Source organism: Pseudonocardia asaccharolytica DSM 44247 = NBRC 16224 (assembly GCF_000423625.1).
Classification (GTDB): Bacteria; Actinomycetota; Actinomycetes; order Mycobacteriales; family Pseudonocardiaceae; genus Pseudonocardia; species Pseudonocardia asaccharolytica.
The window spans coordinates 213,878-240,790 of the sequence record NZ_AUII01000003.1; the positions used below are offsets into that span (position 1 = coordinate 213,878).

Consider the following 26,913-nt stretch of genomic DNA (forward strand, 5'->3'; position numbering starts at 1 on the left):
ACGCGTTCGCGGGCGCCGTCACCGAGGGCAAGGTCGACCTGATCCGGTTCGTCAAGGCGCCGCCTCCGGCGGCGCGGGCCCCGCTCGGCTCGCGCGCTCCTGCCTCCGGCACGCGCGCGGCCGGCGGAACCGGCTACCCGGCACCCCACCAGCCGCCGACAAGCGCTAATCACCCAGGGAAGCCGGGGCGGCCGCGAACCCTCTGCCTACGATGCGCCATGACCAGCAACCGCTCGTACGAGAACCTGCGGGCAGGCCAGCAGCGCTACGCCGTGATCGAGTTCTGCTCTAACGCGGAGGCCGCATGGGCGAAGATCGCGTCACGCAAGTACGACTGGCTCGGCGTGAAGGACTCGATCTTCGTCTTTGGACGTCCCCCGGCCGGTGGGATGACCGGCGGCGGGGCGATGACGATCGGGACACCAGGGGCCGACGGAACGCCAGCAAGCGCAGACCACGTTGTCGAGGTCCGAGTACCGGGTGGCCCTGGACCGAGCCGGCTTCTCCATGCCACGGCCGATTCGGCACGTGCAGAGTACCGAGCGATGCTCGAACAGCTGGGGGAGCCTGACGGCGCCTCGGGGCTGTTTCGCGTCAGCCTGATCACCAACGGGCGTGGAGGATGAGCAGCTCGTCGTACGGCTGCTCCCGAACATCCTGTAGTAGCCATAGCCGTGCCTTCGGCGACTGGGCTCCGCCCAGAGCCGGCACCGCTTCAGAGATCAGCCAGGTGCAGGCTGATCTCCTCACGGCGCGCCGAGACGGCTGCCGGGCCGCGAGGAGATCAGCACGAGGGGCACCGGTGACGTCGGGGACGACGTCCGAAGATGATCATCGAACAGTCTCAGTTCTAGTCTCATTCGCCCCCGTTCGGGCGGTCCCACTGCGGAGGGCCCCGCCGATGCGGGCGCAGGTCAGGACGTGGACGGAGCCGCCCGGCCGCCCGCCTCCAGAGTTGGAAAGCGTGCTGGCACGCTACGAAGTCATCAGGACGAGGCCGTCGTGTTCGGCGAAGTCCGCGTAGTCCTTGGTGTTCAGGGTCGCGAGCGGGAGATCGTTGGCGAGACAGCAGGCCGCGATCCATGAGTCGTTCACGGGCCGTGTGCTGCCGCGGAGTCTCGCGGTGGCGCAGATCCGGCCCCAGGTCCGGGAGGAGGCATCGTCGGAGTCCAGGATCACGACGTGGCCGAGCCAGTCGTCGAGCTGCTCCCGGGTGCGGTGGCCCCAGTGGCGGATCTCGGCCCACTGCCACAACTCGGCCACGGTCACGAACGTGACACACCACGTGGTGCCGATCAGCTTCGTGGCGAGAGGTCCGGCGAGCCGATTCTTGAGGATCTGGGACGAGACGTCGGTGTCCAGGACGACGGGCCGCATCGACTACGCGAGCCCGGCCTGCCGCTCGGCACGGACGAAGGTGAGGAACTCGTCGAGTTCCTCGTCGGAGGCGAACACGTCCCGAGCCATGTCGTCGAGCGACTCGACTGGACGCACACCCTTGCGGCGGGCCAGCTCCTCAACCGACACGCGTGGACGCGGGGTCAGTCTGCTGTCGTCAGCGCTGTTGCTCGTCATGAACGCCTCCTCCCGTGCTCGACACCGAGTATCGCACCTTCTCCGCCGGCGAGGTGATCTGACCTGGCGCGGACTATGCACGGAAGCGGAGGCCGGGGACTTGGAAGAACCGCAGGTCAGGCCCACGTTGTCAGTCCACTGTAAATCCGTCGGTTTAGAGCGCCCGGCAAATGAGGGTCAGCGCAAGCGGCGGGTGGTGGGCCGGGTGGGCCAGCGGTAGAGGCTGCGAGCGCGGTTGATCAAGCGGCGGATCACGGTGAGCGCGGCGGCGAGGCAGAGGTAGAACTCGACGACGACCTTGCGCTGGTCGGTGCAGCGGCGCAGCTTGCCGTAGCCGTTCAGCCAGGCGTGGCAGCGTTCGCTGGGCCAGCGGCGGCCGGCCTGGATCGGAGCGGGTTGGCCCTTGGCGGCGATGTGGGGTTCGAAGCCCAGCACGTGGAGCAGGTCGTGGGTCTTGGCGGACTCGTAGCCGCGGTCCAGGTGCAGGTTCGGGAGGTCGTCGCGGCCCTGGGGCAACGGGCCGATCATGTCGCAGACCCCGGCCAGGGTGGGCTCCAGCAGCGGCGAGTCGTGCTCGTTCGCCCGGGCGGCGACCAGGTGCCGCGGGATCCCGCCGCCGTCGGCCGCGACCGACCGCTTGGTGCCCTGTTTGCCCCGGTCCACCGGGCTGCGTCCGGACACCTCCCCGCCACACGGGGATTTGGTGATCGCCCCGTCCACCGACAGGTCCTCCAGATCCAGGCCGATCATCCGGTCGAACGCGGCCAGCACGATCTTCAGTAGGCCTTGGCGTGGCCGGTTGGGACCCACTCGGCCGGCCGGCGGCGGATGGTGCGGTCCGAGCAGCCCGGGGAGGCGAGCCGTTCGGCGCCGCTGCCGTGCACCAGCGCGGCGAGCACGTGGTCGAACACGACCCGGTCGGGGACCCGGCAGCGGTGACAGCCCCAGGGGTGGGTCGGGGAGAACTCGGGCCGGTGGTCGGCCCCGATCAGGGCGGCGAACTCGCCCCACAACGGCTCGATCAGCGATGCTGGCAACAGAGGCACGGACCCTCCACACGATCATCGGGCGTCAGCACCTCGATAATCTGGTGGGTCCGTGTCTCGCCCTGCAACGACACTCCGGCAACCTCATTTGCCGGGCTAAGCGGGCTTTCGCGCCAGCAGAGCGCTGCGGTCACCGGCATCGGTGAACATGTCCCCGGTGATGACCTCGATCCGGTCGGCCAGCCCGCGCGCTCGCAGGAGAGTGCGCGCGGCGACGTCGACCGGAGCCCGCTCGAACACTCCGGCCCGCGCGTCCGGACGGTCCCGGAGCGCCGCCGCCACGTAGACGCCCGACTCCCGCCCACATCGAGCAGATCCGTCACGGGGATGTCCGCGATGGCGTCGGCGAGGGCCGGACCCAGGAAGGCCCCCGCGCATCCATCGCGGCCGTGAACCGCTGCGCGAAAGCAGCGTCGCCCAGCCGACCCGACCAATCCGTCTCCCGATCGTCGGCTGTGGCACCGGCGCTGGCCCATGCGGCCTGCCGGTCCGTCCGCAGGACGTCGGCGAGTTCGCGCGCGGTCGGTCGCTCGGCGAGCGAGCCGAAGTAGGAGCGCAGGTCGCACTCCGCGACGGCGGCGATGAGGAGGTCGGCCGCGTAGGAGCCGTCGCGGATGCGGTAGAGAGCGGTGGGATCCGGGACTTGAGCGGCAGCCTTGATCACAACCTGGACGACAGGCGTGACGGCGACGGGAGGCGGCGAATCGTGTGGGCAACGATCCCGCAGGCAGCCGGGTTGTTCGCCGTCACGAACATCGACGACATCGTGCTTCTGTCGTTGTTCTTCGGCCGGGCGGGCCGAGCCCGCGGCGGCGCGCTGCGCATCGCGATCGGGCAGTACCTCGGGTTCGGCGGCATCCTCGCGGTCGCGGTCGCCGTGGCACTCGGTGTCCGGCTGCTACCCGAGGCCGTTGTTCCGTACTTCGGGGTGCTGCCGCTCCTGCTCGGGCTGCGTGCCGCGTGGACGGTCTGGCGCGAGCGCGGCGACCGAGGCGACGAGGGCGTCGGTGCGGGCACGGCAGGCGAACCCGGCGCGCTGGCCGTGGCCGCGGTGACCGTCGCCAACGGAGGCGACAACATCGCCGTCTATGTGCCGGTCTTCGCTACCGTCGGCCCCGCGGACCTGACGGTCTACCTGGTCGTCTTCCTGATCCTCGTCGCCGTCTGGTGCCTGGCCGGGCGGTACCTCGCCACCCGCCCGCTGGTCGCGCGGGCCCTCGCCCGGTGGGGGCACGTGCTGCTCCCGATCGTGCTCATCGGCTTAGGCCTGATCATCCTGGTTGACGGTGGCGTCAACCCGTGGGCCTTGAGCCGATGACGACGGTGGCGTCCAGCTCCGCGCAGCGGATGATCCGCGGGATCAACCCGTTGCGCGCCATGGCATCCGCGGTCCGCAGCGCCTGACCCTCGCCGGTCTCGATCAGGAGTGAGCCGCCCGGCGACAGCTGCCGCGGCGCCACGGCGATCACCCTGCGCTGGACGTCGAGCCCGTCCGCGCCGCCGTCGAGCGCCACCGGCGGTTCGTGCACGCGCGCCTCCGGGGGCAACAGCCCGACCGCCTCGGTGGGCACGTAGGGAGCGTTGGCGACCAGGACGTCGACGCGACCGTGCAGGGCGGCCGGCAGCGGCTCGTCGAGATCGCCCTCGTATACCCGAGCGCCGGCGGCGGCGAGGTTGCGGCGGGCGCACCGCACGGCGGCGGGGTCGATATCGACGGCGTACAGCTCGACCCGGTCGCCGGCCGCGGCCAGCGCCGCACCCACCGCACCCGAGCCGCAGCACAGGTCGAGCACGACCGCGCCGGGGCGCAGGAGGACGAGGGCCTCGCGGACGAGGAACTCGGTGCGGCGGCGGGGGACGAAGACCCCCGGTTCCACGGCGATCCGCAGCCCGCAGAACTCCGCCCAGCCGAGAACCTGCTCGAGGGGTAACCCGGCGGCCCGCCGGTCCACCATGGCCTCGAGGTCCGACGGCGTGCGCGCCGCCGCGATGAGCAGGCGCGCCTCGTCCTCGGCGAAGACGCAGCCGGCGGCCCGAAGCCGGGCGACGACGGATCGGGAGTGATCTGACGGGGCAGTAGACACGCGGGCCTCACTCATCGGGACGGCCACACTACCCGCTGGCGGGGCGCGGAGATCGTCGTGGCGGCCGTGTCGATCCGGCTGAGGAGGGTCCGGCGCGCGACGACCGGCTGCGACTGATCTTCACCTGCTGTCATCCCGCGCTGGCCCCGAGCCCCGTCGTGGCGCTCAACCGCGCGGTCGCTGTCGCCGAGATCGAGGGGCCCGCTGCGGCGCAGCCGCAAGGGCGGCGACGGCGGCCTCGTAGCCGAACCGGACCGCCCGCTCCACCCGCGGGACGTCGATGGTCAGCCCCCGGACCCCGGCGGTACGGGCCGGTGTGATCGCGAGCAGGTGCGCCCCGTCGCGGTCGGGGTGGGCGGCGTCGGACAGGAGCGCGAGGCTGTCGGCGTGCCTGCGGACGTCCTGGGCCATCGCACCCAGCCCCGGGACGATCACGTCGAGCGAGCGGGCCCACAGTGGGGTCCGCTCGCCGGGATCGGAGCGGCGCAACTCCGGGACCGTGCGGGTGAGCAGCGCGAGGACGTGGGTGGCCCCGTCACGCAACGCCCGCAGCACCGGAAGCGGATCGCCGACCGAGCCGTCGATCCAGCGCCGCCCATCCAGCTCGACGGGCGGGCCCGCGAGCCATGGGATCGTCGCGGTGGCTCGCATCACCCGTTTCCAGGCGAGCACGGTCGGCAGCCGCTCGAGCACGTGCGGGCGCATGTTCTCGGCGTCGGTGACGACGACGCGCACCGGAACCGGACTGTCGAGCAGGGCGTCCCAGTCTGCGGGCCTGGTGTGCACGAGAACCTCGTCGATCAGGTAGTCGAGCGAGACCATCGGCGCCCGTGCGCCCAGCCGGCGCGGGTCGATGAACTCCTTGCACGCCATGTCGTCGGGGAAGATCCGAGCGGCGTCGTGGCCGCGTCCGAGGACGAGCGCCGAACCGACGAACGCGCCGGCGGAGGCCCCGTAGACGACATCGAAGGCATCGGCCAGCCCGGCCTGTTGCAGCGCGTGCACCATGCCGCCCGCGTAGGCGCCCCGCATCCCGCCACCCCCGACGACCAGCGCGATCCGGTGGTTGTCGGTGCGCGAGCCGGGGCGACTACCGGCCGCGCGGCGGCGCAGCAGGGCATGCAGCACCTCGTCGTCGCCCGACAGCGCGGCATCCGCCTGCCGGGCGGGTTCCGGATTCGGTGCTGCGGCACTCATGACCCGATTCTGACGTCCGCCCGGTGCGGGGCATGACCGGGGACGCCGGCCTGCATGGCGCCGGCGGCATGGACCGCAGCCTGGCGGTGGAGATCGCCACACTGGGATCGACCGCCGGTAGGGTCGCAGCCGTGGCCGTGCTCAAAGTGGAAGCCGAACCGGGGGAGGTCGGGTTCGACCCCGATCGGCTGACCCGGATCGACGCGCATTTCCAGCGCTATGTGGACGACGGCAGGCTGGCCGGCTGGTCGATCGCGGTCGCCCGGCGCGGCCGCGTCGCGCACCTGAGCCATTACGGCCGGCGCGATCTGGAGGCCGGCCTGCCCGTCGAGAGCGACACGCTGTGGCGCATCTACTCGATGACCAAGCCGATCACATCGGTCGCCGCGCTGATGCTCTACGAGCAGGGCGCGCTGGAGCTGACGGATCCGGTGTCGCGCTATATCCCGTCGTTCGCCGACCTGCGGGTCTACGAGGCGGGCTCGGCGCTCAAGCCGGCGACCGTGCCTGCCATCGAGCCGGTGCGCGTCTGGCACCTGCTCACCCATACCGCCGGGCTGACCTACGGGTTCCACCACGCCCACCCCGTGGACGAGATGTACCGGGCAAGGGGTTTCGAGTTCGGTGCGCCGCGGGGCATGGACCTCGCGACGGCCTGCGACGCCTGGGCCGCGCTGCCGCTGCTGTTCCAGCCGGGCACGGAGTGGAACTACTCGGTCGCCACCGATGTGCTGGGCCGGGTCGTCGAGGTCGCCTCGAGACAGTCGCTCGACGTGTTCCTCGCCGAACGCATCCTCGGCCCGCTCGGCATGACCGAGACGGCGTTCTCGGTGCCGCCGGAGGACCTTGACCGGCTGGCCGCGCTCTACTCGCCCAATCCGACGGGCGGGCTGATCCGCAACAAGGCGCTCGCCGAGGCCATCACCCGGCCGCCCTCGATACTCTCCGGCGGGGGCGGGCTCGTCTCCACCCTGGCCGACTACCACCGCTTCACCCAGATGCTGGCCGGCGGCGGCGAGCTCGACGGCGAGCGGCTGCTCGGCCCCCGGACGCTGCGCTACGCCACGCAGAACCACCTGCCCGGCAACGCCGACCTCGACGTATTCGGCAGGCCGATCTTCGCCGAGTCGGCGTTCGCCGGGGTCGGCTTCGGCCTCGGCTTCTCCGTGGTCGTCGACCCGCTCGCGGGTAAGGTCCTCACCAGCCCCGGTGAGTTCGCCTGGGGCGGGCTGGCCAGCACGTCGTTCTATGTCGACCCGGTCGAGGACGTCACCGCGGTGTTCATGACCCAGCTCATGCCCTCGAGTACCTATCGGATCCGCCCGCAGCTGCGGGCACTGGTCGCCCAGGCTTTGGTGGACTGATGCCGAACGCACTCGCCCTCGCCATCCGCGTCGCTGTCGTCGCGGTCGCGCTCTGGGTCTCGACGCTTCTGGTCGACGGAATCGAGCTGGGCGCCGGCACCAACAGTGTCCGGCTCGGCACCCTCGTCGTGGTCGCGATCATCTTCGGCCTGGTGAACGCGGTGCTCAAACCGCTGATCAAGATCGTCGGCTGCCCACTCTACATCCTGACCCTCGGCCTGATCAGCCTGGTGGTGAACGCCCTGCTGTTCATGCTGGTCGGGGTGATCGCCGAGGGGGTCGGGCTGCCGTTCACCGTCACCGGGTTCTGGGCGGCCTTCTGGGGTGCGATCGTGGTCGGGGTCGTCGGGTTCCTCCTGCATCTGGTCATCCCCGACCGCCTCGACCGGCGCTGACGCGCCCGTGCGTGGGACGCAGCGCCGGACCGGTACGTCCCACGCACGAGGCCTACACGGGCCAGGACTCGCGGCGGTACCCCGCGTCCCAGAACATCCACTCGTACCGTGAGGTCGTGCGGAAGTGCTCGCGGACCTGCTCCAGCTCGCGTGCGGTCAGCTCGGCCCCGATCCGCTCGGTCACCGCCAGCACCTCGTCGACGACGACCTGGAAGTCGCTGCCGCCGTACATCGCGATCCAGCGCGCGTAGAGGGGATCAGGCGAGCTGCGGGCCAGCAGCTCCTCACCGACCTTGGCATAGATCCAGTAGCAGGGCAGGACCGCCGCGACGCCCTCGGCATACGAGCCGCCGTAGGTCGTGGCGAGCAGATAGCTCAGGTAGGCCCGCGTCGTCGGGGCGACCGACTCGGCGGCGGCGGCGTCCGCGGAGCTGCCCAGCGCCGCCATCAGCTCGGCGTGCAGATCCTGCTCGGCCGCGATCGCGCCCGCCGCATGCTGGACGAACATGGCCGTATCGCCCTCGACCGGCGCCTTCGCCGCGCACACGGCGAGCGCACGAGCGTAACCGCGCAGGTAGTGCGCGTCCTGGATGATGTAGTGCCGGAACGACTCGCGCGGCAGCGTGCCGTCGGTCAGCCCGGCGATGAACGGGTGCGCCAGCACCTTTGCATAGATTTCGGCGATATCGGACCACAGCAGTTTGGTGATGCTCAGCGTGTCGGTCATCGGGCGAGGCTAACCCGGTTCGAGGAGTGTGAGTGCCGCGCCGCGGGGGTGCTAGGCCGGCAGTGCCCGGAGCCGAGGCGCGGCGAGACGCCTTCGGCAGGGCGCGGCGAGTGAGAGCCTCGTCACTCTTCGGGTATGCGGCGGCGGAGTCATCGGCGCGGTAGTTCACGATGGTGTACTGAGATGCGTCTCAGCGCCGAGCCGCGTCGGCCCGCATTCCCTGACGCGGAGGTCAATCGACAGTGAGTCCCGTTCCCATGGATCATCACGAGAAGATGCGCCTGAGAGCCGCCGCCTTCAGAGTGACCCGCCTGTATCCTGGCCCGGTCGGCGAGGTGCTCTCTCGCGAGCTGCTGAGCTGGGAGGAGTTCGGTTACCGGCTCGGCGGCAGCCAGCTGGTGATGCGGCTGGTCGACCACGTGCTCGCCACGCCGCTCGCCCCGAACGACGCGGCGGCCTGACGCCGGTCCCCGGCGGCAGGGCCGCTCAGGCCCCGGTCAACCGCTCCCGCAGCTCGCGCTTGAGCACCTTCCCCGCCGCTGACACCGGAATATCGTCGACCAGCACCATCTGACGCAGCCGCTTGTAGGGCGTCACCCTCGCGTTGACGGTCTTCATCAGGGCTTGCACGCCCGCATCGTCGAGTCCCGGGGCCACGACGAACGCGACCGGCAGCTCCCCGACGTCCGGATCCCGGCGGCTCACCACCGCAGCGCCGACCACACCGTCCTGGGCGAACAGCAGTTCCTCCAGCTCGCGCGGGTAGACGTTGTACCCCTTGTAGATCAGCATGTCCTTCTTGCGGTCGACGATGCTGAGGTAGCCGTCCTCGTCGAGTGCCCCGATGTCACCGGTGTGCAGCCAGTCGCCGGCCAGCGCGACCGCGGTCTCCTCCGGCCGGTTGTGGTAGCCGATCATCACCTGCGGGCCGCGGACGCACACCTCGCCCGGCTCGCCCGCGGGCAACTCGCGCCCGTCGTCGTCGAGGATGCACACCTGGGTGTCGTAGACCGGGAGCCCGACGGTGCCGGCCTTGCGCACCGCGGAGCGCGCCGCCGGACCGATCGTCACACCCATCGTCACCTCCGTCAGACCGTAGCCTTCGGTGATCACGACGTCGTCGCCGAACCGCCGCTGCAGGGCCTGGATCAGCTCCACGGGCAGAGGTGCGGCGCCCGAGCTGATGCCCCGCACCGACGACAGGTCACGCGACGCGAACTCGGGATGCCGGACCAGCGCCGCGAACAGCGGCGGCGCCCCGGACAGGCTCGTCACCCGGAACCGCTCCGCGTCGGCGAGGTACGCGCCCGGGTTGAAGCGGTCGTGCAGCACGGTCGTCGATCCGGTCAGCATCGGGAGGTTCAACGCGCCGATCGTGCCCATCGCGTGGAACCAGGGCGTCAGGTTGATCGCGATCCCGGTGCCCAGCCGCACCGGATACTCTGCGGCGGATCCGACCTGGTCGAGCCGCAACCCGCCCGCATCATCGAGCGCAGGCACCGAACCGCTGCCCCAGCAGGCGTACTGCAGGGTGTTCACCACGACGTTGCGATGCGGCAGCCGCACGCCCTTGGACCGGCCGGTGGTACCGCCGGTATAGGCCAGATGGGCGAGATCGCGACCGGCGTCGATCTCGGTATCGATCTCGAGGGCCGCGTCGAGCGCGGTTGCCCCGGCGTGGAACGCTTCGAAGTCCCGCGCATCCGGGAGGGCGCCGGTGTCCACCGCGTGCGTCGGGTCGAGCGCCTGCTGCCGGTCCGTGACCAGCAGCAGCCACACCGGCGTGCGGTCCCGCACGGCGACCAGCGCATCCGCGGGGCCAGGGCTCGCGGGCAGCACCCAGCTCACCGCCGCGACGGCGTTGGCGTCGCTCAGCTGCGCGGCAAGCTCGGCGGGCGGCAGCAGGGGACTGGCCGGGGTGAACGCGGCGCCGGCCAGCAGGGTCCCGAAATAGGCGACGGCATACTGCGGACAGTTGGGCAGGTGGATCGCGACGACGTCGCCGCGGCCGATCCCGGCCCCGCGAAGCGCCGCGGCGAACGCGCTCGCCCGCTCGTACAGTTCGGCGAAGCTCAGCTCGCGACCGTAGTAGTGCAGCGCCGTCCGCCCGCCGAACCGGCGCGCGGCGCCCGCGAGGGTCGCCCCCGCGGGGACGGCCGGATAGTCCAGCGTCAGCGCGGCACCGGTGTCCGCGGGCCGGGCCGTCATCGGGTCCCTCCCGGGGTGAACGCGACCGGCAGATGCTTGATGCCGTTGATGAACATCGAACGCAGCCGGTGCGGCTGCCCCGTCGCGTGGATGTCGGGTATCCGGGTGAGCAGCTCGCGGAACATCACCGACATCTCGCGGCGAGCCAGATGCGCACCCAGGCAGAAATGCGGCCCGGGCGCGCCGAAACCCACGTGCGGGTTGGGTGTGCGGCGGACATCGAACGCGTCGGGGTCGGTGAAGTGTGCGGGGTCGCGGTTGGCCGCCCAGTAGAACAGCGCGACCTTGTCGCCGGCCCGCAGCTGCTTGCCGCCCAGCACCGTGTAGGTCTCGCAGGTGCGCCGCATGAAGATCACCGGCGACGCCCAGCGGACGATCTCCTCGACCGCGGTCGGGGTGACGTCGTCGAGATCGGCCAGCCACACCGCGCGCTGGTCCGGATGTTCGGACAGCAGGTGCAGACCCCAGCTGATGGCGTTGCGGGTGGTCTCGTTGCCCGCGACCACGAGCAGGATGAAGAAGCTCGCGAGCTCGTCGGGGGTCAGCCGCTCGCCGTCGACCTCGGCGTTGACCAGGGCGGAGGTGACGTCGTCGGTCGGGTTCGCCATGCGGAACTCGCCGAGCTCGCGCATCAGCCCGGCCAGTTCGGCGCCGGCCTGCAGCAGGGCGGCCGCGATGTTCTCGGCGTCGGGCACGAATTCGGGGTCACCGGCGCCGAGGACGACGTTGGTGCGGTCGAAGACGAACCGGTACTGGCTCTCCGGAATCCCCATCATGTCGCAGACGATCTTGAGTGGCAGCCGGGCCGCGATCTCCGTGACCGCGTCGCACTTGCCGTCGTCGATCACATCGTCGACGATCTGGCGGGCGGTCAGCTCGACATCCTCGGTGAGCTGGCCCAGCCGGCGCGGGGTGAACCCGCGGGAGACGATGCGCCGGAGCCGGGCGTGCCGGGGATCGTCCATGCCGATCATCGATCCGAAGAACTCGCGGAACTCGCCGGGCATGTCGGCGATCGATGTCGAGCCTCGGCCCGAGCGGAAGACCTGCGCGTTCCGGCTGGCCTCGAGGACGTCGTCGAGCCGGGTCAGCGCGTGGAAGCCGGGCCCCGGCGCGACATAGGAGAACTGCGGCTCCGGGTAGAAGGGGATCGGGTCGCGCTCGCGCAGCGCCGCGAAGGCGGCGGCGCGTTCCGCGATCGGAGCGCTCCAGAAGCCGTCGATATCGGACAGGTCGGCCCGATCCGGGCCCACAGTTGTTACCTCAGCCGGCGCCATTGCCGTACCTCCGCCGTCGATCTGACCGGTCAGGGCGAGCATAGTTACCGTTCGGTAGGTTGTGATCAACCTAACGACTGGTGTCCGTCGGATCGTTCGGATGCACTCGGATGGAGCAGGCAGACGCTCAGCCGGCGCCGAGAAGCAGCCCACGTGCGTAGGCGATCGAGACCGCCTCGGTGCGGCTGCCCGCGCCGAGCTTGGCCATCACCCGTGACAGGTGGACGCTCACGGTCTTCTCGCTGATGAACAGCTCCGCGCCGACCTGCTTGTTCGTGCGCCCTCCGGCGACCAGCGCGAGCACCGACCGTTCCCGCGGCGTGAGCGGATCGGGGCCCTTCGCGGCCGGGCGGCGGATCGGCTCCTCGCGGGCGAGGCCGAGCCCGGCGCGCCCGGCCAGCGCCCGCACAGTGGCGGCCAGCGGTGCCGCACCGAGGGACTCCGCGGTCGCCAGAGCCTGGTTCAGCTCCGCTGCGGCCTCGGCGCGGGCGGCGGGGGTCGTCGTCTCGGTACACCCGGCGAGCAGGGCCTCGGCGCGACGCCACCGCGCCATCGCCTGCCGATAGCCGTCCTCGTACCCGTAGCCCTCGACGACCTGCGCCCATGCCTGCGGATCCGAGCAGCCCCGCGCCCGGGAGAGCTCGGCATCGATGCGGCGCAGCCAGGCCCGGCTCTCGACACCCAGGGTGACGCCACGCGGCCGGCCCTTCGCAGCGGTGTCGTGCCCGTCCGCGGCCAGCGCCTCCGCGGCGGCGACCGCCTTTGCGGAGCCACCAGCCGCGAGCTCGGCCTGCGCCGCCACGCCGAGCGCGCAGAGCATGATCCCGGCCAGGTGGTGCCGATCCCACGCGCGCACCCCGCGGAGCGCCTCGTCGACGCGCTCCGCCGCCAGCTCCGGCTGCCCCTGCCACAGCGCCGACTCCGCCCCGGCCTGCCCGATGAGCAGGATCATCTGATCGTCGGTCGGCCCGGTGGCGACGAGCTGGGCGCGGCGGTGTTCGGCGGCCGCGAGGCGACCCCGGCCCACTGTGGTGAGCAGCTCGGCGGCGGCGACCCGCCCCGCGACCGTCGCCGATACCGCCGCCCGGCCGAGCTCCGCGGCGGCCTCGGCGTCGTCCCAGGCGCCGCGCATGAACGCCGTGAGCACGTGCGCGACGCGTAGCTCAAGGCCGTACCCGCTCCACGTCGTCCCGGTGGCGACGGCTCGCGTCTCGCCCGCGACGAACTCGGCCGCGGCCTCGGCCAGCCGTCCGGCGTCGAGCAGCGAGATACCCGTGTTGAAGAACGACCGCAGCTCGACACCGAGATTGCCCGACGCGTGCGCGAGCTGCTTCGCCTCGGCGAGCCGGGCTCTGGCCTGCTCGCCGCGGCCGAGGTTCTCCGCACACAGCGCGAGCGTGACCAGTGCGTCGGCCTCGGCGCCGAGCGCATCGTGGTGGTGGTCGGCACCCGGGGCGGACCCGCGGGCCGATCCGAGCGAGCGGGCCGTGCGGAGGGCGAGCTGGGCACCGCGGCCTGCCTCGGCGACGTCGTCGAGGCAGAGCATCACCCGGGCCGCGACCGCTCGGGCCCACGCCAGCTCGGAGGACTCCGGGGCGTCCTCGAGCACGGTCATGGCCTGCTGGACCACCGGCAGGGCCGCCTCGGCGCGGCCGAGCTCGAGCAGCTGGATCGCATAGCGGATTCGCAGATCGGCAGCGAGGCACGGATCATCGCGCTGGTCGGCCAGCTCCAGCGCGCGGCGGGCGAGCGCCATCCCACGATCGGGATCACCCGTGGCGCTGGCCGCCCAGGCCGCCCACCGGGTGACGATGGCCTCGGGGACACCGGTGAGCCGCTCCGCGTCGGGCACCGCGGGCCACAGGTCGAGTGCTCGTTCGGCATGCAGCAGCACCTCGCCCGGCCCGCCGCGCTGGTCGGCCTCGTCGACGGCGCGGATCGACGCAGACAGCGCCAGCGGCAGGTCGTGCGCGGCGAGCGCGTGGTGAGCGAGCTCGGCGACGCTGCCCGGCGCGTTGCCGGCCTCGGCCAGCAGCGCGGCGTAGGCCCCGTGCAGCCTGCTGCGCTCGCCCGGCAGCAGATCCTGGTAGACGGCCTCGTGCAGCAGCGCATGTCGGAAGAGGTAGGCGTCGTCGGCGCCGGGCGAGTCGGGAACGAGCACGTGGTGGGCCACCGCGTCGCGCAGCGCCTGTTCGAGCTCGTCGGTGCCGAGCCCGGACACCGCGGCCAGCCGATCGTGCCGCACCCGGCGCCCGGCGACCGCGGCGAGCCGCAGTACCCGCTGCGCCGTCGCGGGTAGCCGTTCGAGTCTGGCCAGCAGTACTTCGGCGAGACCGTCGGGCACGGCCTCGCCGGACGCCGAGACCAACTCCTCGGCGAAGAACGCGTTGCCCTCGCTGCGCCGTGCGATGCGGTGCAGGGCTCGCTCGTCGAGACTGCCGTCGGCCAGGCTCCGCACGAGGGCGAGCGCGTCGCCGCGCCCCAGCGGCGTCAGGTCGAGCCGTTCGACGGCCGGCAGCCGCACCAGCTCGGCGAGCAGCGGCCGCAGCGGGTGCCTGCTGTGCAGATCGTCGTCCCGGTAGCTGGCGAGCACGACCAGCCGCTGCCCACCGAGCCGCGACACCAGGAAGACCAGCAGGTCGCGACTGGATCGGTCGGCCCAGTGCAGGTCCTCCAGCACCAGCAGGACGGGGGCCTTGGCCGACAGCTCGGCGAGCCCGGACAGCGCCGCGTCGAACATTCGGAGCTGGCCGAGATCGCGATCGTCCGCCGACAGCTCCGCCCGGGGCCGCCCACCGGGCAGCAGCCTGCGCAGCTCGGGATGCGCGGCGACCACCTCGGGCCGGTCCGCGGCGAGCCGTCCGAGCGCTTCGGTGAACGGGAGGTACGGCAGCGCGGACTCGCCGGTATCGAGGCAGCGACCGGTGAGCACGACGAATCCTGCGGCGCCGGCCCGCTCGGCAGCCTCGGTGATCAGCCGGGTCTTGCCGACGCCCGCCTCGCCCGACAGCAGCACGGCGCAGGCCGAACCAGCCGCCGCCCGGTCGAGCGCGGCGGACAGCACGCGGACCTCGCTGCGGCGGCCGACCAACGGTATTCCGAAACCCAGCCGCGCCACGTCGGTCATGCTCGCACGGCACTCCGACAATCCGCGTCGTTTCGCGCCGCTGCTTGCGGACTCGCTGCTTCCGGGCCCGCTGTCTTCGCGCTCGCGGCGGGAGGTCGCGGGTCCGCTCGTCGATCGGTGCGCCGCCGGTCGGCCCGGGCGATCCGGACCAGCCGGAAGTGCTCGGCCTCGGCCAGCAACCGGTCGCGGCGGGCCATGGCCTCCACGTCGAGGGGGTACTGGGCGATCACGGCCACGACGCTCGTGCTGAGGCATCGGTATCGGCATCGGGCGATCGCGTCGTCCTCGCGGTCGCCGGGGGCTTGCACCCCCTTACCAGCCCCGACGCGGCGTAAGGGCTGCCGGCCGTGCGCATATCGGGCCGGAGCCATCCATGGTCAACCGCGCGGGGCGGCCGGAACTGCGCGAGGATATCCGAGGTACCGCCGAGTTCGGAGAGGAGCACGGGAGCGATGCCCAGTCCCGCCCGGAAGCCGATGCGCCCCCCGCGGCGCAAGGTCAACCCGCTGCACGCCAAACGGATCGAGACGGTCGACTGGAAGGACGTCGCGCTGTTGCGCACGTTCATCTCCGACCGCGGCAAGATCCGGTCCCGGCGCGTCACCGGGCTGACGCCCCAGCAACAGCGCGAGGTTGCCATCGCCATCAAGAACGCCCGGGAGATGGCGCTGATCCCGTACCCGAGGTCCGGACGGACCTGAGCGGTCCCGGGAAGCGTGGCTCGGCTCCGGCCGACCCCCGGGTTCCGCCTGCCAGGGAGGGGTTGTGTAACATCATGCAGGCCCGCCGGGAAGCCGCTTCTGCCACGAAGTCGCAGCGCGACTGCCCGAAGGGTGGTGCCGCCCCTTTAGCTCAGTCGGCAGAGCGTCTCCATGGTAAGGAGAAGGTCTACGGTTCGATTCCGTAAAGGGGCTCGGGCGAGGTGTGTGACCGGCCTCGCGAGGCGGTGTAGCTCAGTCGGTAGAGCAAGCGGCTCATAATCGCTGTGTCGCCGGTTCAAGTCCGGCCACCGCTACCAGACTGACGAGAATCCGAAGGTAAAGCAGGAGGCACCCGCGATGGCCAAGGCCACCGACGTACGGCCGAAGATCACGCTGGCGTGCGAGCAGTGCAAGCACCGGAACTACATCACCAAGAAGAACCGGCGCAACGACCCCGACCGCCTCACCATCAAGAAGTTCTGCCCGAACTGCGGCACCCACCGGGAACACCGCGAAACGCGCTGAGGTGCCCGACCCGTCCTACGTCGGCCGCAGCCTGTCTCCGGCCGAGCCGTACCAGGTGAGCAGGGAGAAGATCCGCGAGTTCGCCTCGGCCATCGGGGAGGATTCGCGGATCTGCCATGAGCTCGACGCCGCACGCGCCGCCGGTCATCCCGACCTCGTCGCGCCCCCCACGTTCGCGGTGACATTCACGATGCCGCTCATCGAGACGTTCCTCCGCGACCCGGATTTCGGCTGGGACTACAGCCGGATGGTGCACGGTGACCAGTCGATCACGCTGCACCGCCCGATCCGCGGCGGCGATGAGCTGGTCACGACGATCCACGTCGAGAACCTCACGACCCGCGCGGGCAGCCACATGCTGACGTTGCGGTGCGAGGTCGCCGATGTCGTGGGCGAACCGGTCGCCACCACCAAGGCCCTGCTCGTCACCCAGGCGACATCGTGAACGCGTCCATGCCCGCCTGGTCCGCGATCGCCAAGGGCGACGAGCTCCCACCGCTGGAGCTACGCCTCACCCGTGCCGATCTGGTCCGGTATGCCGGCGCCTCCGGCGACTTCAACCCGATCCACTGGAGTGACCGCACCGCGGCCGCCGTCGGGCTGCCCGGGGTGATCGCGCACGGAATGCTGACGATGGCGCTCGCCGGGCGCCTGGTGACGCGCTGGGTCGGGGACCCGGCGGCGGTGCGCAGCTACGCGGTGCGCTTCACCCGCCCCGTGGTCGTTCCCGACGACGATGCGGGCGCCCTGCTCGAGCTCAGCGGCAAGGTCGGCGACGTCCGCGAGGCGGAACCGGACAGCTGCCGGGTCGCCACGATCGACATCACCGCCCGGTTCGCCGGCAAGACCGTGCTCGGGCGCGCCGCGGCGGAGGTCGTCCTCCCGGAGTGAGCCTCGAGTTGCCCTGATCGCCCGCCGGGCCGATGCTGCCGAGGTCAACCCCATCCCGGCGGAGGGAGCACGACGTGAAGTTCGGCAAGCTCGTGGACAAGGCCTGGGAGGACAAGACGGCGGCGGAGATCCTCAAGGCGCCCCCGTCGGCCATGGAAGGCCTCAGCGAAAAGCACGACGAGCAACTGAAGGCCCTCGGCATCAAGACGATCGGTGACCTGGCGAACTGGACGTACGCCAAGCGGGCGGCCGCGCTGGCGATGCTCGCCGACACCGACAAGTGAACGCCGGGCGGGGCGCGCTGCGTCCGCGCCCCGCCCGGGTGTCTCGTGACTACCGCGCCTCGGCCAGCAGTTCCGCCATCCGGCCGACGCCGGTGCGCAGGTCGTCGTCGCCGAGGGCATAGGACAGCCGGAAGAAACCAGGAGTCCCGAAGGCCTCGCCCGGGACGACGGCGACCTCGGCATGTTCGAGAACGGCGGCGGCCAGTTCGACCGTGGTCTCCGCGCGGGTGCCCCGGATCTGCTTGCCCAGCAGCTCCCGGACCGCGGGATAGACGTAGAACGCCCCCCGCGGGGTCGGGCATTGAACGCCCGGGATCGCCGAGAGCAGCTCGACGATGGTGCGCCTGCGCCGGTCGAACGCCGCGCGCATCTCGGCCACCGCGTCGAGCGGACCCGCGACCGCCTCCAGTGCGGCGCGCTGCGCGACGTTGCATACGTTCGAGGTCAGGTGGGACTGGAGATTGGTGGCGGCCTTGATGACGTCGGCGGGCGCGGCCATCCAGCCCACCCGCCAGCCGGTCATCGCGTACGTCTTGGCGACGCCGTTGAGCACGATGCAGCGGTCGGCGATCTCCGGGACCGCGACGGGCATCGAGACGGCTTCCGCGCCGTCGTAGACGAGGTGCTCGTAGATCTCGTCGGTGATCACCCAGATGCCGTTGTCCGCGGCCCAGCGACCGACGGCCTCGGTGAGCGCGCGGTCGGCCACCGAGCCGGTCGGGTTGGAGGGCGAGCACCACAGCAGCACCTTGGTCCGCTCGGTGCGGACGGCCTCGAGCTGCTCGACCGACGGCAGGTAGTCGGCTTCGGGCTCGGTCCGCACGACGACGGCGACGCCGCCGGCCAGTGCGACCGCCTCCGGATAGGTGGTCCAGTACGGCGCGGGCAGGATGACCTCGTCGCCCGGGTCGAGGAGGGTGGCGAAGGCCTGGTACACGGCCTGCTTGCCGCCGTTGGTGATGAGCACCTGGTTGGCGGTGATCTCGTAGCCGGAGTCGCGCTTGGTCTTGGCGGCGACGGCCTCGCGCAGCTCGGGCAGCCCGGCGGCGGGGGAGTAGCGGTGGTTGCGCGGGTCCGCGCAGGCGGCCTCGGCGGCGGCGACGATCGGCTCCGGGGTCGGGAAGTCGGGCTCGCCCGCGCCGAAGCCGATGACCGGTCTGCCCGCCGCCTTGAGGGCCTTGGCCTTCGCGTCGACGGCCAGTGTGGCTGACTCGGCGATCCCGCTGATCCGGGCGGAGATCCGGTTTTGGGTCGACGTGGTCGAAGCGGTGGCCATGCGCCCATCCTCCCGCACCGCGCAGACGCCGGCGGCAACGGGTTTCCCCGCCTGTTCCCGGTCTGCAGGTGTGCGATTTCGGCTGCCGGATGCGGGTGCCGTACACTCGATGAAGCCGGGCGCATCGGAATGGTCCAGGTGCGCCCGCCCTGTGTCGGCCGAACAGGGCTCAGGGCTGGCTTAGGGGTGTAGCTCAACTGGCAGAGCAGCGGTCTCCAAAACCGCAGGTTGCAGGTTCAAGTCCTGTCACCCCTGCCACCGTGACATGCAAGGAGACCAGTACGGACGGTCGGACGAGCGTCAGCGAGGAGATCCGGTGAGCGATGAGCGCGAGTCGGGCCGGTCCGGGCAGGAGCGTCCGAGCACCGCGGCTGACCGTCGCGGACGGCACGTCGCCCCGGTGCCCGCCGCGGGCGGTGGGGCGTCCAAGGGCCGGCCCACCCCGGTCCGCGACGGCCGCCCGGCAAAGGGTTCGTTGCCGAACCGGATCATGCGCTTCCTCCGCGAGGTCGTCGCCGAGCTCCGCAAGGTGATCTGGCCGACGCGCAGGGAGATGGTGACCTACACCATCGTCGTGCTGATCTTCGTGTCGTTCATGGTCGCTCTGGTGGCACTGATGGACTTCGTGTTCGGGCAGGGTGTGCTGTTCCTGTTCGGGACGTGACCCCGCCGCCGATCGAGCGAAGCACGCAGACGAAGGAAGCGAGACGCAGGTGACCTCCTCAGAAGGCGGCCAGCGGTTGACCGATGGCGAACTCGAGGCCGAGCAGGTCTCGGAGACCGCGATCGACACCGCGGCCGACCACAGCGACGCAGAGACCGAGGCCGCGTCCGCGCCGGACGCCGCCGAGGCCGCGGACGGCGAGGACGGCGGTACCACCGAGGCCGAGGCGCCCGAGGCGGATGAGGTCGATCCGGCCGAGGAGCTGCGGGCCGCGCTGCGCCGCGCGCCCGGCGAGTGGTATGTCGTCCATTCGTACGCGGGCTACGAGAACAAGGTGAAGACCAACCTCGAGACCCGGGTCCAGACCCTGGGTGTGGAGGACTACGTCTACCAGGTCGAGGTGCCCACCGAAGAGGTCACCGAGATCAAGAACGGCCAGCGCAAGCAGGTGCAGCGCAAGGTGCTGCCCGGCTACATCCTCGTCCGGATGGAGCTGAACGACCAGTCCTGGGGCGCGGTGCGCAACACGCCGGGCGTCACCGGCTTCGTCGGTGCGACCTCGCGACCGTCCCCGCTGAGCATCGACGACGTGGTCAAGTTCCTGCTTCCGAAGACCGAGCAGCCCCGCAAGGACGTGGCAGGCAAGTCCGGCGCCGCGGCCGCCGCCGGCAAGGCGCCGGTCGAGGTCGACTTCGAGGTCGGCGAGTCCGTGACGGTGATGGACGGTCCGTTCGCCACGCTGCCGGCGACGATCAGCGAGGTCAACGTCGACGGGCAGAAACTCAAGGTGCTCGTCTCCATCTTCGGCCGGGAGACCCCGGTCGAGTTGGCCTTCAGTCAGGTCTCGAAGATCTGACCCCACAACCCGCGCCCGGCAGGCAGGTCCGCGGCGTACCCCGAGCAGGGATCGAAGAGGAATCACGACATGCCACCCAAGAAGCGGAAGCTCTCCGCGATCATCAAGCTCCAGATCCAGGCGGGCGCGGCCACTCCCGCCCCGCCGGTCGGCCCCGCGCTCGGTCAGCACGGCGTCAACATCATGGAGTTCTGCAAGGCCTACAACGCCGCCACCGAGTCGCAGCGCGGCAACGTGGTGCCGGTCGAGATCTCGGTGTACGAGGACCGTTCGTTCACCTTCGAGCTCAAGACCCCGCCCGCGGCCAAGCTGCTGCTCAAGGCGGCCGGCGTGGAGAAGGGCTCCGGCGAGCCGCACCGCAACAAGGTCGCCACGGTGACCATGGACCAGGTGCGGGAGATCGCGCAGACCAAGATGCAGGACCTCAACGCAAACGATCTCGACCACGCCGCGAAGATCATCGCCGGCACCGCGCGGTCGATGGGCATCAACGTCTCGGGCTGAGGCATCCGAAGGTATCCGTACGCATGGGAGAGCCGGGCGCGGCTCGAACCACGACCTGACCAGCGGTCCCGCCCGGGATCGTGGAACCGAGGACAGACATGAAGCGCAGCAAGAACTACCGCAAGGCCGCCGACTTGGTCGATCGCGACCGGCTCTACAGCCCGCTCGAGGCCGCCGGGCTGGCGAAGGAGACCGCCGCCACCTCGAAGATGGACCCGACCGTCGAGGTGGCGATGCGCCTCGGCGTCGACCCGCGCAAGGCCGACCAGATGGTGCGTGGGACCGTGAACCTGCCGCACGGTACCGGTAAGACCGCCCGGGTGATCGTGTTCGCCACCGGTGACAAGGCGGCCGAGGCGGAGGCCGCCGGAGCCGACGTCGTGGGCGCCGAGGACCTCATCGAACGCATCCAGGGCGGGTGGCTCGAGTTCGACGCCGCGATCGCGACGCCGGACCAGATGGCCAAGGTCGGCCGGATCGCCCGGATCCTGGGTCCGCGCGGCCTGATGCCGAACCCGAAGACCGGCACGGTGACCCCGGACGTCACCAAGGCCGTCGGGGACATCAAGGGCGGTAAGATCAACTTTCGGGTCGACAAGCAGGCGAACCTGCACCTGATCATCGGCAAGGCGTCGTTCGACACGGCCAAGCTGGTGGAGAACTACGGCGCCGCGCTCGACGAGATCCTGCGGGCCAAGCCGTCGGCCGCCAAGGGGCGGTACATCAAGAAGATCACGATCTCCACGACCACGGGGCCCGGTATCCCGGTCGACCCGAACCGCACGCGCAACCTCCTCGTCGACGAGGCGCACAGCGCCTGAGTCGCAGCCCTGCTCGACCGCACCCCCCGTTGCTCCGGCGACGGGGGGTGCGCGCGTCTGCGGTGCTCTCACGACACTGTCGGAGAATCTGTTAGCGACTATCATGTGTTAGTCGCTAACAGCTTGGAGGTCCGCCATGAGCACCTCGGCCATGGCCATTGTGGACGCCGGGCCGACCCCGTTGGTGCGCAGGCCGGGTCTGATCCACCGGCGGCTCGCCGAGACCTACCGCCGCGGCCGGGTCCTGCTCGCGGGCGACGCCGCGCATATCCGCAGCCCGTTCGGCGGGCAGGAATGAACACCGGACTCGGGGACGCCGAGAACCTGGCCTGGAAGCTGGCGCTGGTCGTCCGAGGCCGGGCCGGGGAGGCGCTGCTGGACAGCTACCCGGCCGAGCGCCGCCCCGCCCGGTGGCGGCGGAGGTGCTGACCGGAACGAGCCGCCTGACCGGCTGGTCCTCGGCGGCAGCGGCCCGGCCCGGTTGGTGCGCGACCACGTGCTCGTCCGGCTACTGGACCGGGCGCTGGTGCAGCGGTTGATCTGGGAACAGGCCTCGCAACTGAAGGTCGGTTACCGTGGCGGTCCGCTCGTGCCGGGCCGGTGGTCGCCGGGGCGTCGGGGCCGCTGCCCCGGCGATCGGGTGGCGGATCTGGACTGTGCCCGGCCGGACGGTGCGCGGACCCGGCTGTACGCCGAGCTCGGGCCGCGGTGGGCGGTGCTCGCCCCGGCGGGTGCGGCGGGGGAGGAGATCGCGGCCGCGGCGCGCCGGTTCCTGGGGCCCGATCTGGTCACCAGGCTGGTCACCACGGACGGAGCACGCGCGCCGCGGCTCGTCCGGCCCGACGGGCATCTCGCGTGGACAGGCCGCGACCCGGCCGCGCTCGTCCGGCTGCTCGGGAAGGTCCTGAACCACCCCACCGCGCCCGTCCGGCCCGCCGCCGGGTCCCGGGAGACCGGAACCGATATCGCATGAGCGGGCTGTGCGAGCAGCGCAAGCAGCAGACCCGGCGGCGGATCCAGGAGCACGCTCTGCGGCTGTTTCTGGCCGACGGCTACGAGGCGACGACGGTCGAGCGGATTGCGGCGGCGGCCGGCGTCTCGCACATGACGTTCTTCCGGCATTTCCCGACCAAGGAGTCGGTGATCGACACCGACGACTACGACCCGCTCATCGCCGAGCTGATCCGCGAGCGGCCGGCCGGTGAGCCCCCGCTCACCGCGATCCACCAGGGGCTGGTGACCGCGCTGCGAGCCATGCCGGCCACCGAGATCGATGCGCTGCGGGTGCGCACCCGGCTGGTCCTCGGCACGCCTGCGCTGCGCGCGCGGATGTGGGAGAACCAGCGAGCCACGCAGGAGCTCTTCGCCGCCGCGCTGGCCGAGCGGGAAGGCGCGGCGGAGGTTTCGCTGCAGCTGCGGGTGCTGGCCGGTGCGGCGCTCGCCGCGCTCACCGCCGCGTTGGTCCTGTGGTCCGGATCCGGCGGTGACCTGCCGGATCTCATCGACGCAGCCTTCGCCCCCCGTGAGGGCGTAACAGTGGTAGAACACTGTTACGCCCTCACAGGGCGGGTCCATGTGCGGAGAACCTCGTCGACGGATTCGGCGGCACCCGGCTGCGGCGGGACCTGCGCCGGGGTGCGGGAGAAGCGCGGGGCGGGCGCGGCCTGCGGCACCCCGTCCGGTGCGACGATCGTCGAGCGCGCGGCCAGCTGCGGGTGGTCGGCGGCCTCTCCGAAGGCGAGCACCGGCGTCACGCACGCGTCCGTGCCGGTGAACACGGCGGTCCACTCGTCGCGGGTCCGGGTGGCGAACACCTCGGTGAACCGGGCGCGAACGGTCGGCCAGCCCTGCCGGTCCATCTGCTCGGGCAGCTCGTCCGCGGCGATCCCGAGACCCTCGAGAAGCTGGGCGTAGAACTGCGGCTCGATCGCACCGACGGCCACATGCCTGCCGTCCGCGCAGGTATAGGTGTCGTAGAACGGGGCCGCGCCGTCGAGCAGATTGCTGTCCGGCCGGTCGGTCCAGACCTTCTTGGCCAGCAGCGACCAGATCATCTGGACCAGGAGGCTCGCGCCGTCGATCATCGCGGCGTCGACGACCTGGCCCTGCCCGGAGCGCTCGGCTTCCCAGAGCGCGGCGAGCACCCCGATGACCAGCAGCATCGACCCGCCGCCGAAGTCACCGACGAGGTTGAGCGGGGGCACCGGGCGCTCACCGGCGCGTCCGATGGCATACAACGCGCCGGTGAGCGAGATGTAGTTGATGTCATGGCCAGCCCGCGGAGCCATCGGACCGTCCTGGCCCCAGCCGGTCATCCGGGCATAGACCAGCCGCGGGTTGCGGGCGTGGCAGTCGTGCGGGCCGACGCCCAGCCGTTCGGTGACCCCGGGCCGGTAGCCCTCGAGCAGCACGTCGGCGTGCTCGACCAGGCGCAACACGGTTTCTCTTCCCGCCGAGTCCTTGAGGTCGGCGGCCACCCGGCGGCGACCGCGCAGCAGGGGGTCGGCGGGGTCGGGCGAGCCGAGCGTCAGACCGCCCGGCCGATCGATGCGCACGACGTCGGCGCCGAGGTCGGCCAGGATCATCGCCGCATGCGGCCCGGGGCCGATCCCGGCCAGTTCGACCACCCGAAGCCCCCGGAGGGGTCCGTCCCGCAGCCCCATGCCTACCTCCTACCGATCGTCCGTTCATCGGACTCTAGGGCAGCGCGTCCCGCGTTCCGCATGACTCAGACCACGGCGACCGGCTCGGTGTCACCGGGGCTCGCACCGCCCAGGTCGTTCCACGCCGTGGCCAGCCGCACCAGCGCGACGACCACACGGTCGCGGCACAGCGTGTAGGGCAGCCGGAGAAACCGTTCGAACGCCCCGTCGATGCCGAATCGGGGGCTGGCGGCGAGCAGTACCCCGCGCCGGCGGGCGGCAGAGGTGAGCAGGCTCGACACGGGCGCGCCGAGATCGACCCACAGGCTCAGTCCGCCGGTCGAGCGGGACGGCCGCCAGTCCGGGAACTGCTCGTCGAGTCGGCCCATGAGGGTGATCGCGGGCCGTCGTGAGCTCGGCGCGGTGCGCGTTCCGGATCGAGTCGATGGTGCGGCAGCTCGACGAGCGTCTCGTCCAGGACGAGCGGAGTGCCCGTCCGGCGGGCCAGCGCGACCAGCCCTGCGCGGGTCTCGGGGTCCATGAGTGCGCCGGTGGGGTTGTGGAAGTCCGGGACGAGGTAGGTCGGCCGGGGCGCGGCGTCCCGGACCGCCGCGGTCAGCAGGTCGAGATCCCAGCCTCCGTCGGGGGTGAGCGCGACCGGAACGGCCCACCCGCCGCGGGCGCGAATCGCGTCGAGGGCGTGGGGATAAGGAACCCGCCGCACGGAGCGAGTCGTAGGCGGTCGCGACCGTCGTGCGACTGACGTCCAGTGCCACGGCCAGGTCGCGCTCGGCGGGCACCCGGGTCTGCAGCGGCAGCCTTCCGTCCAGGACGAGCAGCCTGATCCGGTCGGCCAACGCTGCCGCGAGCCGCCGGCCGCCGAACGGCCGCCAGTTGCCGAGCAGCCGCGCGAAGCTGTGCGCACCGATACGCCGCTCGATGTCGACGCCCGATGTCGACGCCCGATGTCGACGCCCGCGGCGACACCGGTCCGGCGGATCTCCCCGGCAGGGTGCATCGATCCACTTTCCCAGAATTGACCTTCAGTGAGTGGGCCGATTCTGGGCACGGTCGGGTGGTGACGATGCCGCTTTGGCTCCTCTTGGCGGTCCTCGTCGGGATCGCGCTGATCACACCGCGGTACGGTGCCGACACCCGCGACTGCGCCGACTGGACCGTCCGCCCTGGCTCGTCGGTCTCCCCTCCACTGCCATATCCGGTGCGGCGGCACACCGTGACCGGTGACCTCAGGCGACTGGTCCGCGCCGGTCGCCGGATATCCCGTCGTCCTCGTGGATCGCTTCCTCATGATCGGCATTTGGGTGCCCGCAACCGCGATTTTCGCGGCTGACACTGCCCAGACGCCGATCACGCCCGGACGCCGATCATGCGGAGCGTCGTCGGGGTCCGGCGAGGGTGCTACCGGGGGCGATGTCCTGGTCCCGGGGGTGCTCGCGTACGCTCGACGTCGGTTCCACCGAAGACCGCAGGTCTGCGCCGCCCGCCGGGTGGCGTACGAAGGTCCCGCCGTGGCGGGCGGCCCGCGCAGGAGGACGAGGTCATCCGGGCCGTCCCGGCCCGTTCCGCCCCGTGCGCTCCTGCGCCGGGGCGTTCGTCGTCTCGGGGTCGGAAGCGGTGGTACCCGTACCGACACCGAGAGGAGGCAAGGGATGGCCCGACCCGACAAGGTCGAAGCGGTCGACGAGATCGCCGACCGCTTCCGGGGAGCGACCGCCTCGGTGGTCACCGAGTACCGCGGCCTCACAACGGCCCAGCTCACCACGCTGCGGCGCGCGCTCGGCCCCGACGCCACGTACCGCATTGCCAAGAACACCCTGGTCAAGCGGGCGGCCCAGGATGCGGGCGTCGAGGGGCTCGACGAGCTGCTCACCGGCCCGACGGCCATCGCCTTCGTACAGGGCGAGCCGGTCGACGCGGCCAAGGCACTGCGCGACTTCGCCAAGGACAACAAGGGCCTGACGATCAAGGGCGGCTTCATGGACGGTCGCCCGCTGACCGTCGCCGAGGTCAACCGGCTCGCCGATCTGGAGTCCCGCGAGGTCCTGCTGGCCAAGCTGGCCGGCGCGATGAAGGCCAACCTGAGCAAGGCTGCGGCCCTGTTCCAGGCGCCCGCTTCGCAGGTTGCCCGGCTCGCCCAGGCCCTGACCGACAAGCGCGCGAAGGAGGGTGACGGCCCAGCCGTCCCCGCCGACGCCGCCGCGGACAGCACGAGCTGACCACCCACCACCCGCACCACCCGAGTCGCAGAGAAGAGAGGCCGACAATGGCGAAGCTGTCCACCGACGAGCTGCTCGAGGCGTTCAAGGACCTGACGCTGATCGAGCTGTCGGAGTTCGTGAAGAAGTTCGAGGAGACCTTCGAGGTCACCGCGGCCGCCCCGGTCGCCGTCGCCGCCGCGCCCGGTGCGGCCGCCGGTGCCGCCCCCGCCGAGGCCGCCGAGGAGAAGGACGAGTTCAACGTCGTCCTCGAGGCAGCAGGCGACAAGAAGATCCAGGTCATCAAGGTGGTCCGCGAGCTCGTCTCGGGCCTGGGTCTCAAGGAGGCCAAGGACCTCGTCGAGGCGGCCCCGAAGCCGATCCTGGAGGCCGTGGCCAAGGACGCCGCCGAGGCCGCCAAGACGAAGCTCGAGGAGGCCGGCGCCAAGGTCACCGTCAGCTGACCGGCGCACCGTAGCAACACGCGAGGGGCGACACCCGATCGGGTGTCGCCCCTCGCGTGTTGCGGGCCG

Annotated in this window: 31 protein-coding genes, 3 tRNA genes and 4 pseudogenes; 22 read left to right on the forward strand and 16 right to left on the reverse strand. The window is 71.4% G+C overall.

All coding sequences use genetic code 11. The features are described 5' to 3' along the window. The first annotated feature begins 218 nt into the window (after positions 1–218). Positions 219–626, forward strand: a complete 408-nt coding sequence (locus G567_RS0105105; protein WP_028929128.1) for a hypothetical protein — start codon at positions 219–221, stop codon at positions 624–626. A 349-nt stretch (positions 627–975) separates the two neighbouring features. Here G567_RS0105105 and G567_RS0105110 read toward each other — a convergent pair whose 3' ends face one another. The 5 genes and pseudogenes from G567_RS0105110 to G567_RS0105130 all read right to left on the reverse strand — a co-directional run bounded on the left by G567_RS0105110 (position 976) and on the right by G567_RS0105130 (position 3,285). Then, on the reverse strand, positions 976–1,377 hold the full coding sequence (locus G567_RS0105110; protein WP_028929129.1) for a type II toxin-antitoxin system VapC family toxin: 402 nt from the start codon (positions 1,375–1,377) through the stop codon (positions 976–978). A 3-nt stretch (positions 1,378–1,380) separates the two neighbouring features. Beyond that, positions 1,381–1,575 (reverse strand): hypothetical protein, encoded by a 195-nt coding sequence (locus G567_RS0105115; RefSeq protein WP_028929130.1) that lies wholly within the window; start codon positions 1,573–1,575, stop codon positions 1,381–1,383. A gap of 177 nt (positions 1,576–1,752) precedes the next feature. Further along, positions 1,753–2,621, reverse strand: a pseudogene (locus G567_RS26900) (transposase). A gap of 96 nt (positions 2,622–2,717) precedes the next feature. Continuing rightward, entirely contained in the window at positions 2,718–2,903 is a 186-nt protein-coding gene (locus G567_RS0105125) for a hypothetical protein (protein ID WP_028929131.1), read from the reverse strand. Positions 2,904–2,940: 37 nt separating this feature from the next. Next, entirely contained in the window at positions 2,941–3,285 is a 345-nt protein-coding gene (locus tag G567_RS0105130; protein WP_028929132.1) for a hypothetical protein, read from the reverse strand. A 39-nt stretch (positions 3,286–3,324) separates the two neighbouring features. On the opposite strand from G567_RS0105130, the gene G567_RS26905 reads away from it, so the two are divergent. Further along, a complete protein-coding gene (locus G567_RS26905) occupies positions 3,325–3,939 on the forward strand; it encodes a cadmium resistance transporter (RefSeq protein ID WP_037056003.1) in 615 nt (204 codons plus the stop codon). On the opposite strand, the gene G567_RS0105140 is transcribed toward G567_RS26905, so the two are convergent. Continuing rightward, positions 3,914–4,720: a putative protein N(5)-glutamine methyltransferase gene (locus G567_RS0105140; RefSeq protein WP_051232378.1), complete on the reverse strand. Its 807-nt coding sequence runs from the start codon at positions 4,718–4,720 to the stop codon at positions 3,914–3,916. The two genes, G567_RS26905 and G567_RS0105140, sit on opposite strands and share 26 nt — an antisense overlap. A 150-nt stretch (positions 4,721–4,870) precedes the next feature. Next, entirely contained in the window at positions 4,871–5,902 is a 1,032-nt protein-coding gene (locus tag G567_RS31795; RefSeq protein ID WP_051232320.1) for a patatin-like phospholipase family protein, read from the reverse strand. 131 nt (positions 5,903–6,033) lie between these two features. Between G567_RS31795 and G567_RS0105150 the strand changes: the two genes are divergently transcribed. After that, entirely contained in the window at positions 6,034–7,266 is a 1,233-nt protein-coding gene (locus G567_RS0105150; protein WP_028929134.1) for a serine hydrolase domain-containing protein, read from the forward strand. After that, entirely contained in the window at positions 7,266–7,661 is a 396-nt protein-coding gene (locus tag G567_RS0105155; protein ID WP_028929135.1) for a phage holin family protein, read from the forward strand. The genes G567_RS0105150 and G567_RS0105155 overlap by 1 nt, the downstream gene beginning before the upstream one ends. Positions 7,662–7,713: 52 nt before the next feature. Here G567_RS0105155 and tenA read toward each other — a convergent pair whose 3' ends face one another. After that, complete coding sequence (gene tenA, locus G567_RS0105160; RefSeq protein WP_037055895.1) at positions 7,714–8,388, reverse strand: thiaminase II; 675 nt, start codon at positions 8,386–8,388, stop codon at positions 7,714–7,716. 302 nt (positions 8,389–8,690) lie between these two features. On the opposite strand from tenA, the gene G567_RS0105165 reads away from it, so the two are divergent. After that, a complete protein-coding gene (locus G567_RS0105165; protein WP_245585546.1) occupies positions 8,691–8,849 on the forward strand; it encodes a hypothetical protein in 159 nt (52 codons plus the stop codon). A 25-nt stretch (positions 8,850–8,874) separates the two neighbouring features. On the opposite strand, the gene G567_RS26915 is transcribed toward G567_RS0105165, so the two are convergent. From G567_RS26915 to G567_RS0105180, 3 genes are all read right to left on the reverse strand, one after another. Beyond that, complete coding sequence (locus G567_RS26915) at positions 8,875–10,596, reverse strand: class I adenylate-forming enzyme family protein (RefSeq protein ID WP_037055896.1); 1,722 nt, start codon at positions 10,594–10,596, stop codon at positions 8,875–8,877. Beyond that, positions 10,593–11,849, reverse strand: a complete 1,257-nt coding sequence (locus tag G567_RS0105175; protein WP_028929138.1) for a cytochrome P450 — start codon at positions 11,847–11,849, stop codon at positions 10,593–10,595. Before G567_RS0105175 ends, G567_RS26915 begins: the two co-directional genes overlap by 4 nt. A gap of 151 nt (positions 11,850–12,000) precedes the next feature. Beyond that, on the reverse strand, positions 12,001–15,000 hold the full coding sequence (locus G567_RS0105180) for a helix-turn-helix transcriptional regulator (protein ID WP_028929139.1): 3,000 nt from the start codon (positions 14,998–15,000) through the stop codon (positions 12,001–12,003). A gap of 452 nt (positions 15,001–15,452) precedes the next feature. Here G567_RS0105180 and rpsR point away from each other — a divergent pair, with 452 nt between their 5' ends. The 7 genes from rpsR to G567_RS0105220 all read left to right on the forward strand — a co-directional run bounded on the left by rpsR (position 15,453) and on the right by G567_RS0105220 (position 17,401). Continuing rightward, positions 15,453–15,701 (forward strand): 30S ribosomal protein S18, encoded by a 249-nt coding sequence (rpsR, locus tag G567_RS0105190; protein ID WP_028929140.1) that lies wholly within the window; start codon positions 15,453–15,455, stop codon positions 15,699–15,701. A gap of 140 nt (positions 15,702–15,841) precedes the next feature. Beyond that, a tRNA-Thr gene (locus G567_RS0105195) sits at positions 15,842–15,914 on the forward strand. 28 nt (positions 15,915–15,942) lie between these two features. Beyond that, positions 15,943–16,018, forward strand: a tRNA-Met gene (locus G567_RS0105200). A gap of 40 nt (positions 16,019–16,058) precedes the next feature. Then, positions 16,059–16,226 (forward strand): 50S ribosomal protein L33, encoded by a 168-nt coding sequence (gene rpmG, locus G567_RS0105205; protein WP_028929141.1) that lies wholly within the window; start codon positions 16,059–16,061, stop codon positions 16,224–16,226. A 1-nt stretch (position 16,227) separates the two neighbouring features. Beyond that, complete coding sequence (locus G567_RS0105210; protein ID WP_028929142.1) at positions 16,228–16,671, forward strand: FAS1-like dehydratase domain-containing protein; 444 nt, start codon at positions 16,228–16,230, stop codon at positions 16,669–16,671. Positions 16,672–16,679: 8 nt separating this feature from the next. Further along, the gene (locus G567_RS0105215) at positions 16,680–17,117 is read left to right on the forward strand and encodes a MaoC family dehydratase (RefSeq protein WP_028929143.1); all 438 of its coding nucleotides are present in this window, start codon (positions 16,680–16,682) and stop codon (positions 17,115–17,117) included. Between the two features lie 74 nt (positions 17,118–17,191). After that, positions 17,192–17,401: a hypothetical protein gene (locus G567_RS0105220; protein ID WP_028929144.1), complete on the forward strand. Its 210-nt coding sequence runs from the start codon at positions 17,192–17,194 to the stop codon at positions 17,399–17,401. Positions 17,402–17,450: 49 nt separating this feature from the next. Here G567_RS0105220 and G567_RS0105225 read toward each other — a convergent pair whose 3' ends face one another. Next, positions 17,451–18,677: a pyridoxal phosphate-dependent aminotransferase gene (locus tag G567_RS0105225; RefSeq protein WP_028929145.1), complete on the reverse strand. Its 1,227-nt coding sequence runs from the start codon at positions 18,675–18,677 to the stop codon at positions 17,451–17,453. Between the two features lie 182 nt (positions 18,678–18,859). On the opposite strand from G567_RS0105225, the gene G567_RS0105230 reads away from it, so the two are divergent. The 8 genes and pseudogenes from G567_RS0105230 to G567_RS37040 form a co-directional block, all read left to right on the forward strand. Then, positions 18,860–18,935: transfer RNA gene (locus tag G567_RS0105230), tRNA-Trp, on the forward strand. A gap of 58 nt (positions 18,936–18,993) precedes the next feature. Further along, a complete protein-coding gene (secE, locus tag G567_RS0105235) occupies positions 18,994–19,341 on the forward strand; it encodes a preprotein translocase subunit SecE (protein ID WP_028929146.1) in 348 nt (115 codons plus the stop codon). Between the two features lie 49 nt (positions 19,342–19,390). Further along, positions 19,391–20,197, forward strand: a complete 807-nt coding sequence (gene nusG, locus G567_RS0105240) for a transcription termination/antitermination protein NusG (protein WP_028929147.1) — start codon at positions 19,391–19,393, stop codon at positions 20,195–20,197. Positions 20,198–20,266: 69 nt separating this feature from the next. Next, complete coding sequence (gene rplK / locus G567_RS0105245; RefSeq protein ID WP_028929148.1) at positions 20,267–20,701, forward strand: 50S ribosomal protein L11; 435 nt, start codon at positions 20,267–20,269, stop codon at positions 20,699–20,701. 98 nt (positions 20,702–20,799) lie between these two features. Continuing rightward, entirely contained in the window at positions 20,800–21,522 is a 723-nt protein-coding gene (gene rplA / locus G567_RS0105250; protein ID WP_028929149.1) for a 50S ribosomal protein L1, read from the forward strand. Positions 21,523–21,673: 151 nt separating this feature from the next. After that, positions 21,674–21,951: pseudogene (locus tag G567_RS33925) on the forward strand (FAD-dependent monooxygenase). A gap of 55 nt (positions 21,952–22,006) precedes the next feature. Continuing rightward, entirely contained in the window at positions 22,007–22,495 is a 489-nt protein-coding gene (locus tag G567_RS33930; protein WP_147200879.1) for an aromatic-ring hydroxylase C-terminal domain-containing protein, read from the forward strand. Beyond that, positions 22,492–22,980 (forward strand): annotated as a pseudogene (locus tag G567_RS37040) (TetR/AcrR family transcriptional regulator); the annotation flags it as partial. The gene G567_RS33930 and the pseudogene G567_RS37040, both read left to right, overlap by 4 nt. A 92-nt stretch (positions 22,981–23,072) precedes the next feature. Here the strand turns inward: G567_RS37040 and G567_RS35965 are convergent. The 4 genes and pseudogenes from G567_RS35965 to G567_RS35980 form a co-directional block, all read right to left on the reverse strand. Next, positions 23,073–24,185 carry a CaiB/BaiF CoA transferase family protein gene (locus G567_RS35965; protein ID WP_028929151.1) on the reverse strand — a complete coding sequence of 371 codons (1,113 nt, stop codon included), beginning with the start codon at positions 24,183–24,185 and terminating at the stop codon, positions 23,073–23,075. 65 nt (positions 24,186–24,250) lie between these two features. After that, on the reverse strand, positions 24,251–24,466 hold the full coding sequence (locus G567_RS35970; protein ID WP_245585561.1) for a hypothetical protein: 216 nt from the start codon (positions 24,464–24,466) through the stop codon (positions 24,251–24,253). 26 nt (positions 24,467–24,492) lie between these two features. Then, positions 24,493–24,888: an aminotransferase class I/II-fold pyridoxal phosphate-dependent enzyme gene (locus tag G567_RS35975; RefSeq protein WP_028929153.1), complete on the reverse strand. Its 396-nt coding sequence runs from the start codon at positions 24,886–24,888 to the stop codon at positions 24,493–24,495. Positions 24,889–24,913: 25 nt separating this feature from the next. After that, positions 24,914–25,021: pseudogene (locus tag G567_RS35980) on the reverse strand (GntR family transcriptional regulator); the annotation flags it as partial. 813 nt (positions 25,022–25,834) lie between these two features. On the opposite strand from G567_RS35980, the gene rplJ reads away from it, so the two are divergent. Further along, a complete protein-coding gene (rplJ, locus tag G567_RS0105295) occupies positions 25,835–26,401 on the forward strand; it encodes a 50S ribosomal protein L10 (RefSeq protein WP_028929154.1) in 567 nt (188 codons plus the stop codon). Positions 26,402–26,448: 47 nt separating this feature from the next. After that, the gene (gene rplL, locus G567_RS0105300; RefSeq protein ID WP_028929155.1) at positions 26,449–26,844 is read left to right on the forward strand and encodes a 50S ribosomal protein L7/L12; all 396 of its coding nucleotides are present in this window, start codon (positions 26,449–26,451) and stop codon (positions 26,842–26,844) included. Positions 26,845–26,913: the final 69 nt, after the last annotated feature.

Coding starts and splice junctions, on each gene's coding strand:
- G567_RS0105105 (WP_028929128.1), top strand. CDS start 219: ATGACCAGCAACCGCTCGTACGAGAACCTGCGGGCAGGCCAGCAGCGC.
- G567_RS31795 (WP_051232320.1), bottom strand. CDS start 5,902: ATGAGTGCCGCAGCACCGAATCCGGAACCCGCCCGGCAGGCGGATGCC.
- G567_RS0105180 (WP_028929139.1), bottom strand. CDS start 15,000: ATGACCGACGTGGCGCGGCTGGGTTTCGGAATACCGTTGGTCGGCCGC.
- rplJ (WP_028929154.1), top strand. CDS start 25,835: ATGGCCCGACCCGACAAGGTCGAAGCGGTCGACGAGATCGCCGACCGC.
- G567_RS35965 (WP_028929151.1), bottom strand. CDS start 24,185: ATGGGGCTGCGGGACGGACCCCTCCGGGGGCTTCGGGTGGTCGAACTG.
- G567_RS26915 (WP_037055896.1), bottom strand. CDS start 10,596: ATGACGGCCCGGCCCGCGGACACCGGTGCCGCGCTGACGCTGGACTAT.
- rpsR (WP_028929140.1), top strand. CDS start 15,453: ATGCCCAGTCCCGCCCGGAAGCCGATGCGCCCCCCGCGGCGCAAGGTC.
- G567_RS0105110 (WP_028929129.1), bottom strand. CDS start 1,377: ATGCGGCCCGTCGTCCTGGACACCGACGTCTCGTCCCAGATCCTCAAG.
- G567_RS0105140 (WP_051232378.1), bottom strand. CDS start 4,720: ATGAGTGAGGCCCGCGTGTCTACTGCCCCGTCAGATCACTCCCGATCC.
- G567_RS0105115 (WP_028929130.1), bottom strand. CDS start 1,575: ATGACGAGCAACAGCGCTGACGACAGCAGACTGACCCCGCGTCCACGC.
- tenA (WP_037055895.1), bottom strand. CDS start 8,388: ATGACCGACACGCTGAGCATCACCAAACTGCTGTGGTCCGATATCGCC.
- rplK (WP_028929148.1), top strand. CDS start 20,267: ATGCCACCCAAGAAGCGGAAGCTCTCCGCGATCATCAAGCTCCAGATC.
- rplL (WP_028929155.1), top strand. CDS start 26,449: ATGGCGAAGCTGTCCACCGACGAGCTGCTCGAGGCGTTCAAGGACCTG.
- G567_RS0105225 (WP_028929145.1), bottom strand. CDS start 18,677: ATGGCCACCGCTTCGACCACGTCGACCCAAAACCGGATCTCCGCCCGG.
- G567_RS0105155 (WP_028929135.1), top strand. CDS start 7,266: ATGCCGAACGCACTCGCCCTCGCCATCCGCGTCGCTGTCGTCGCGGTC.
- rpmG (WP_028929141.1), top strand. CDS start 16,059: ATGGCCAAGGCCACCGACGTACGGCCGAAGATCACGCTGGCGTGCGAG.
- rplA (WP_028929149.1), top strand. CDS start 20,800: ATGAAGCGCAGCAAGAACTACCGCAAGGCCGCCGACTTGGTCGATCGC.
- G567_RS0105215 (WP_028929143.1), top strand. CDS start 16,680: ATGCCCGCCTGGTCCGCGATCGCCAAGGGCGACGAGCTCCCACCGCTG.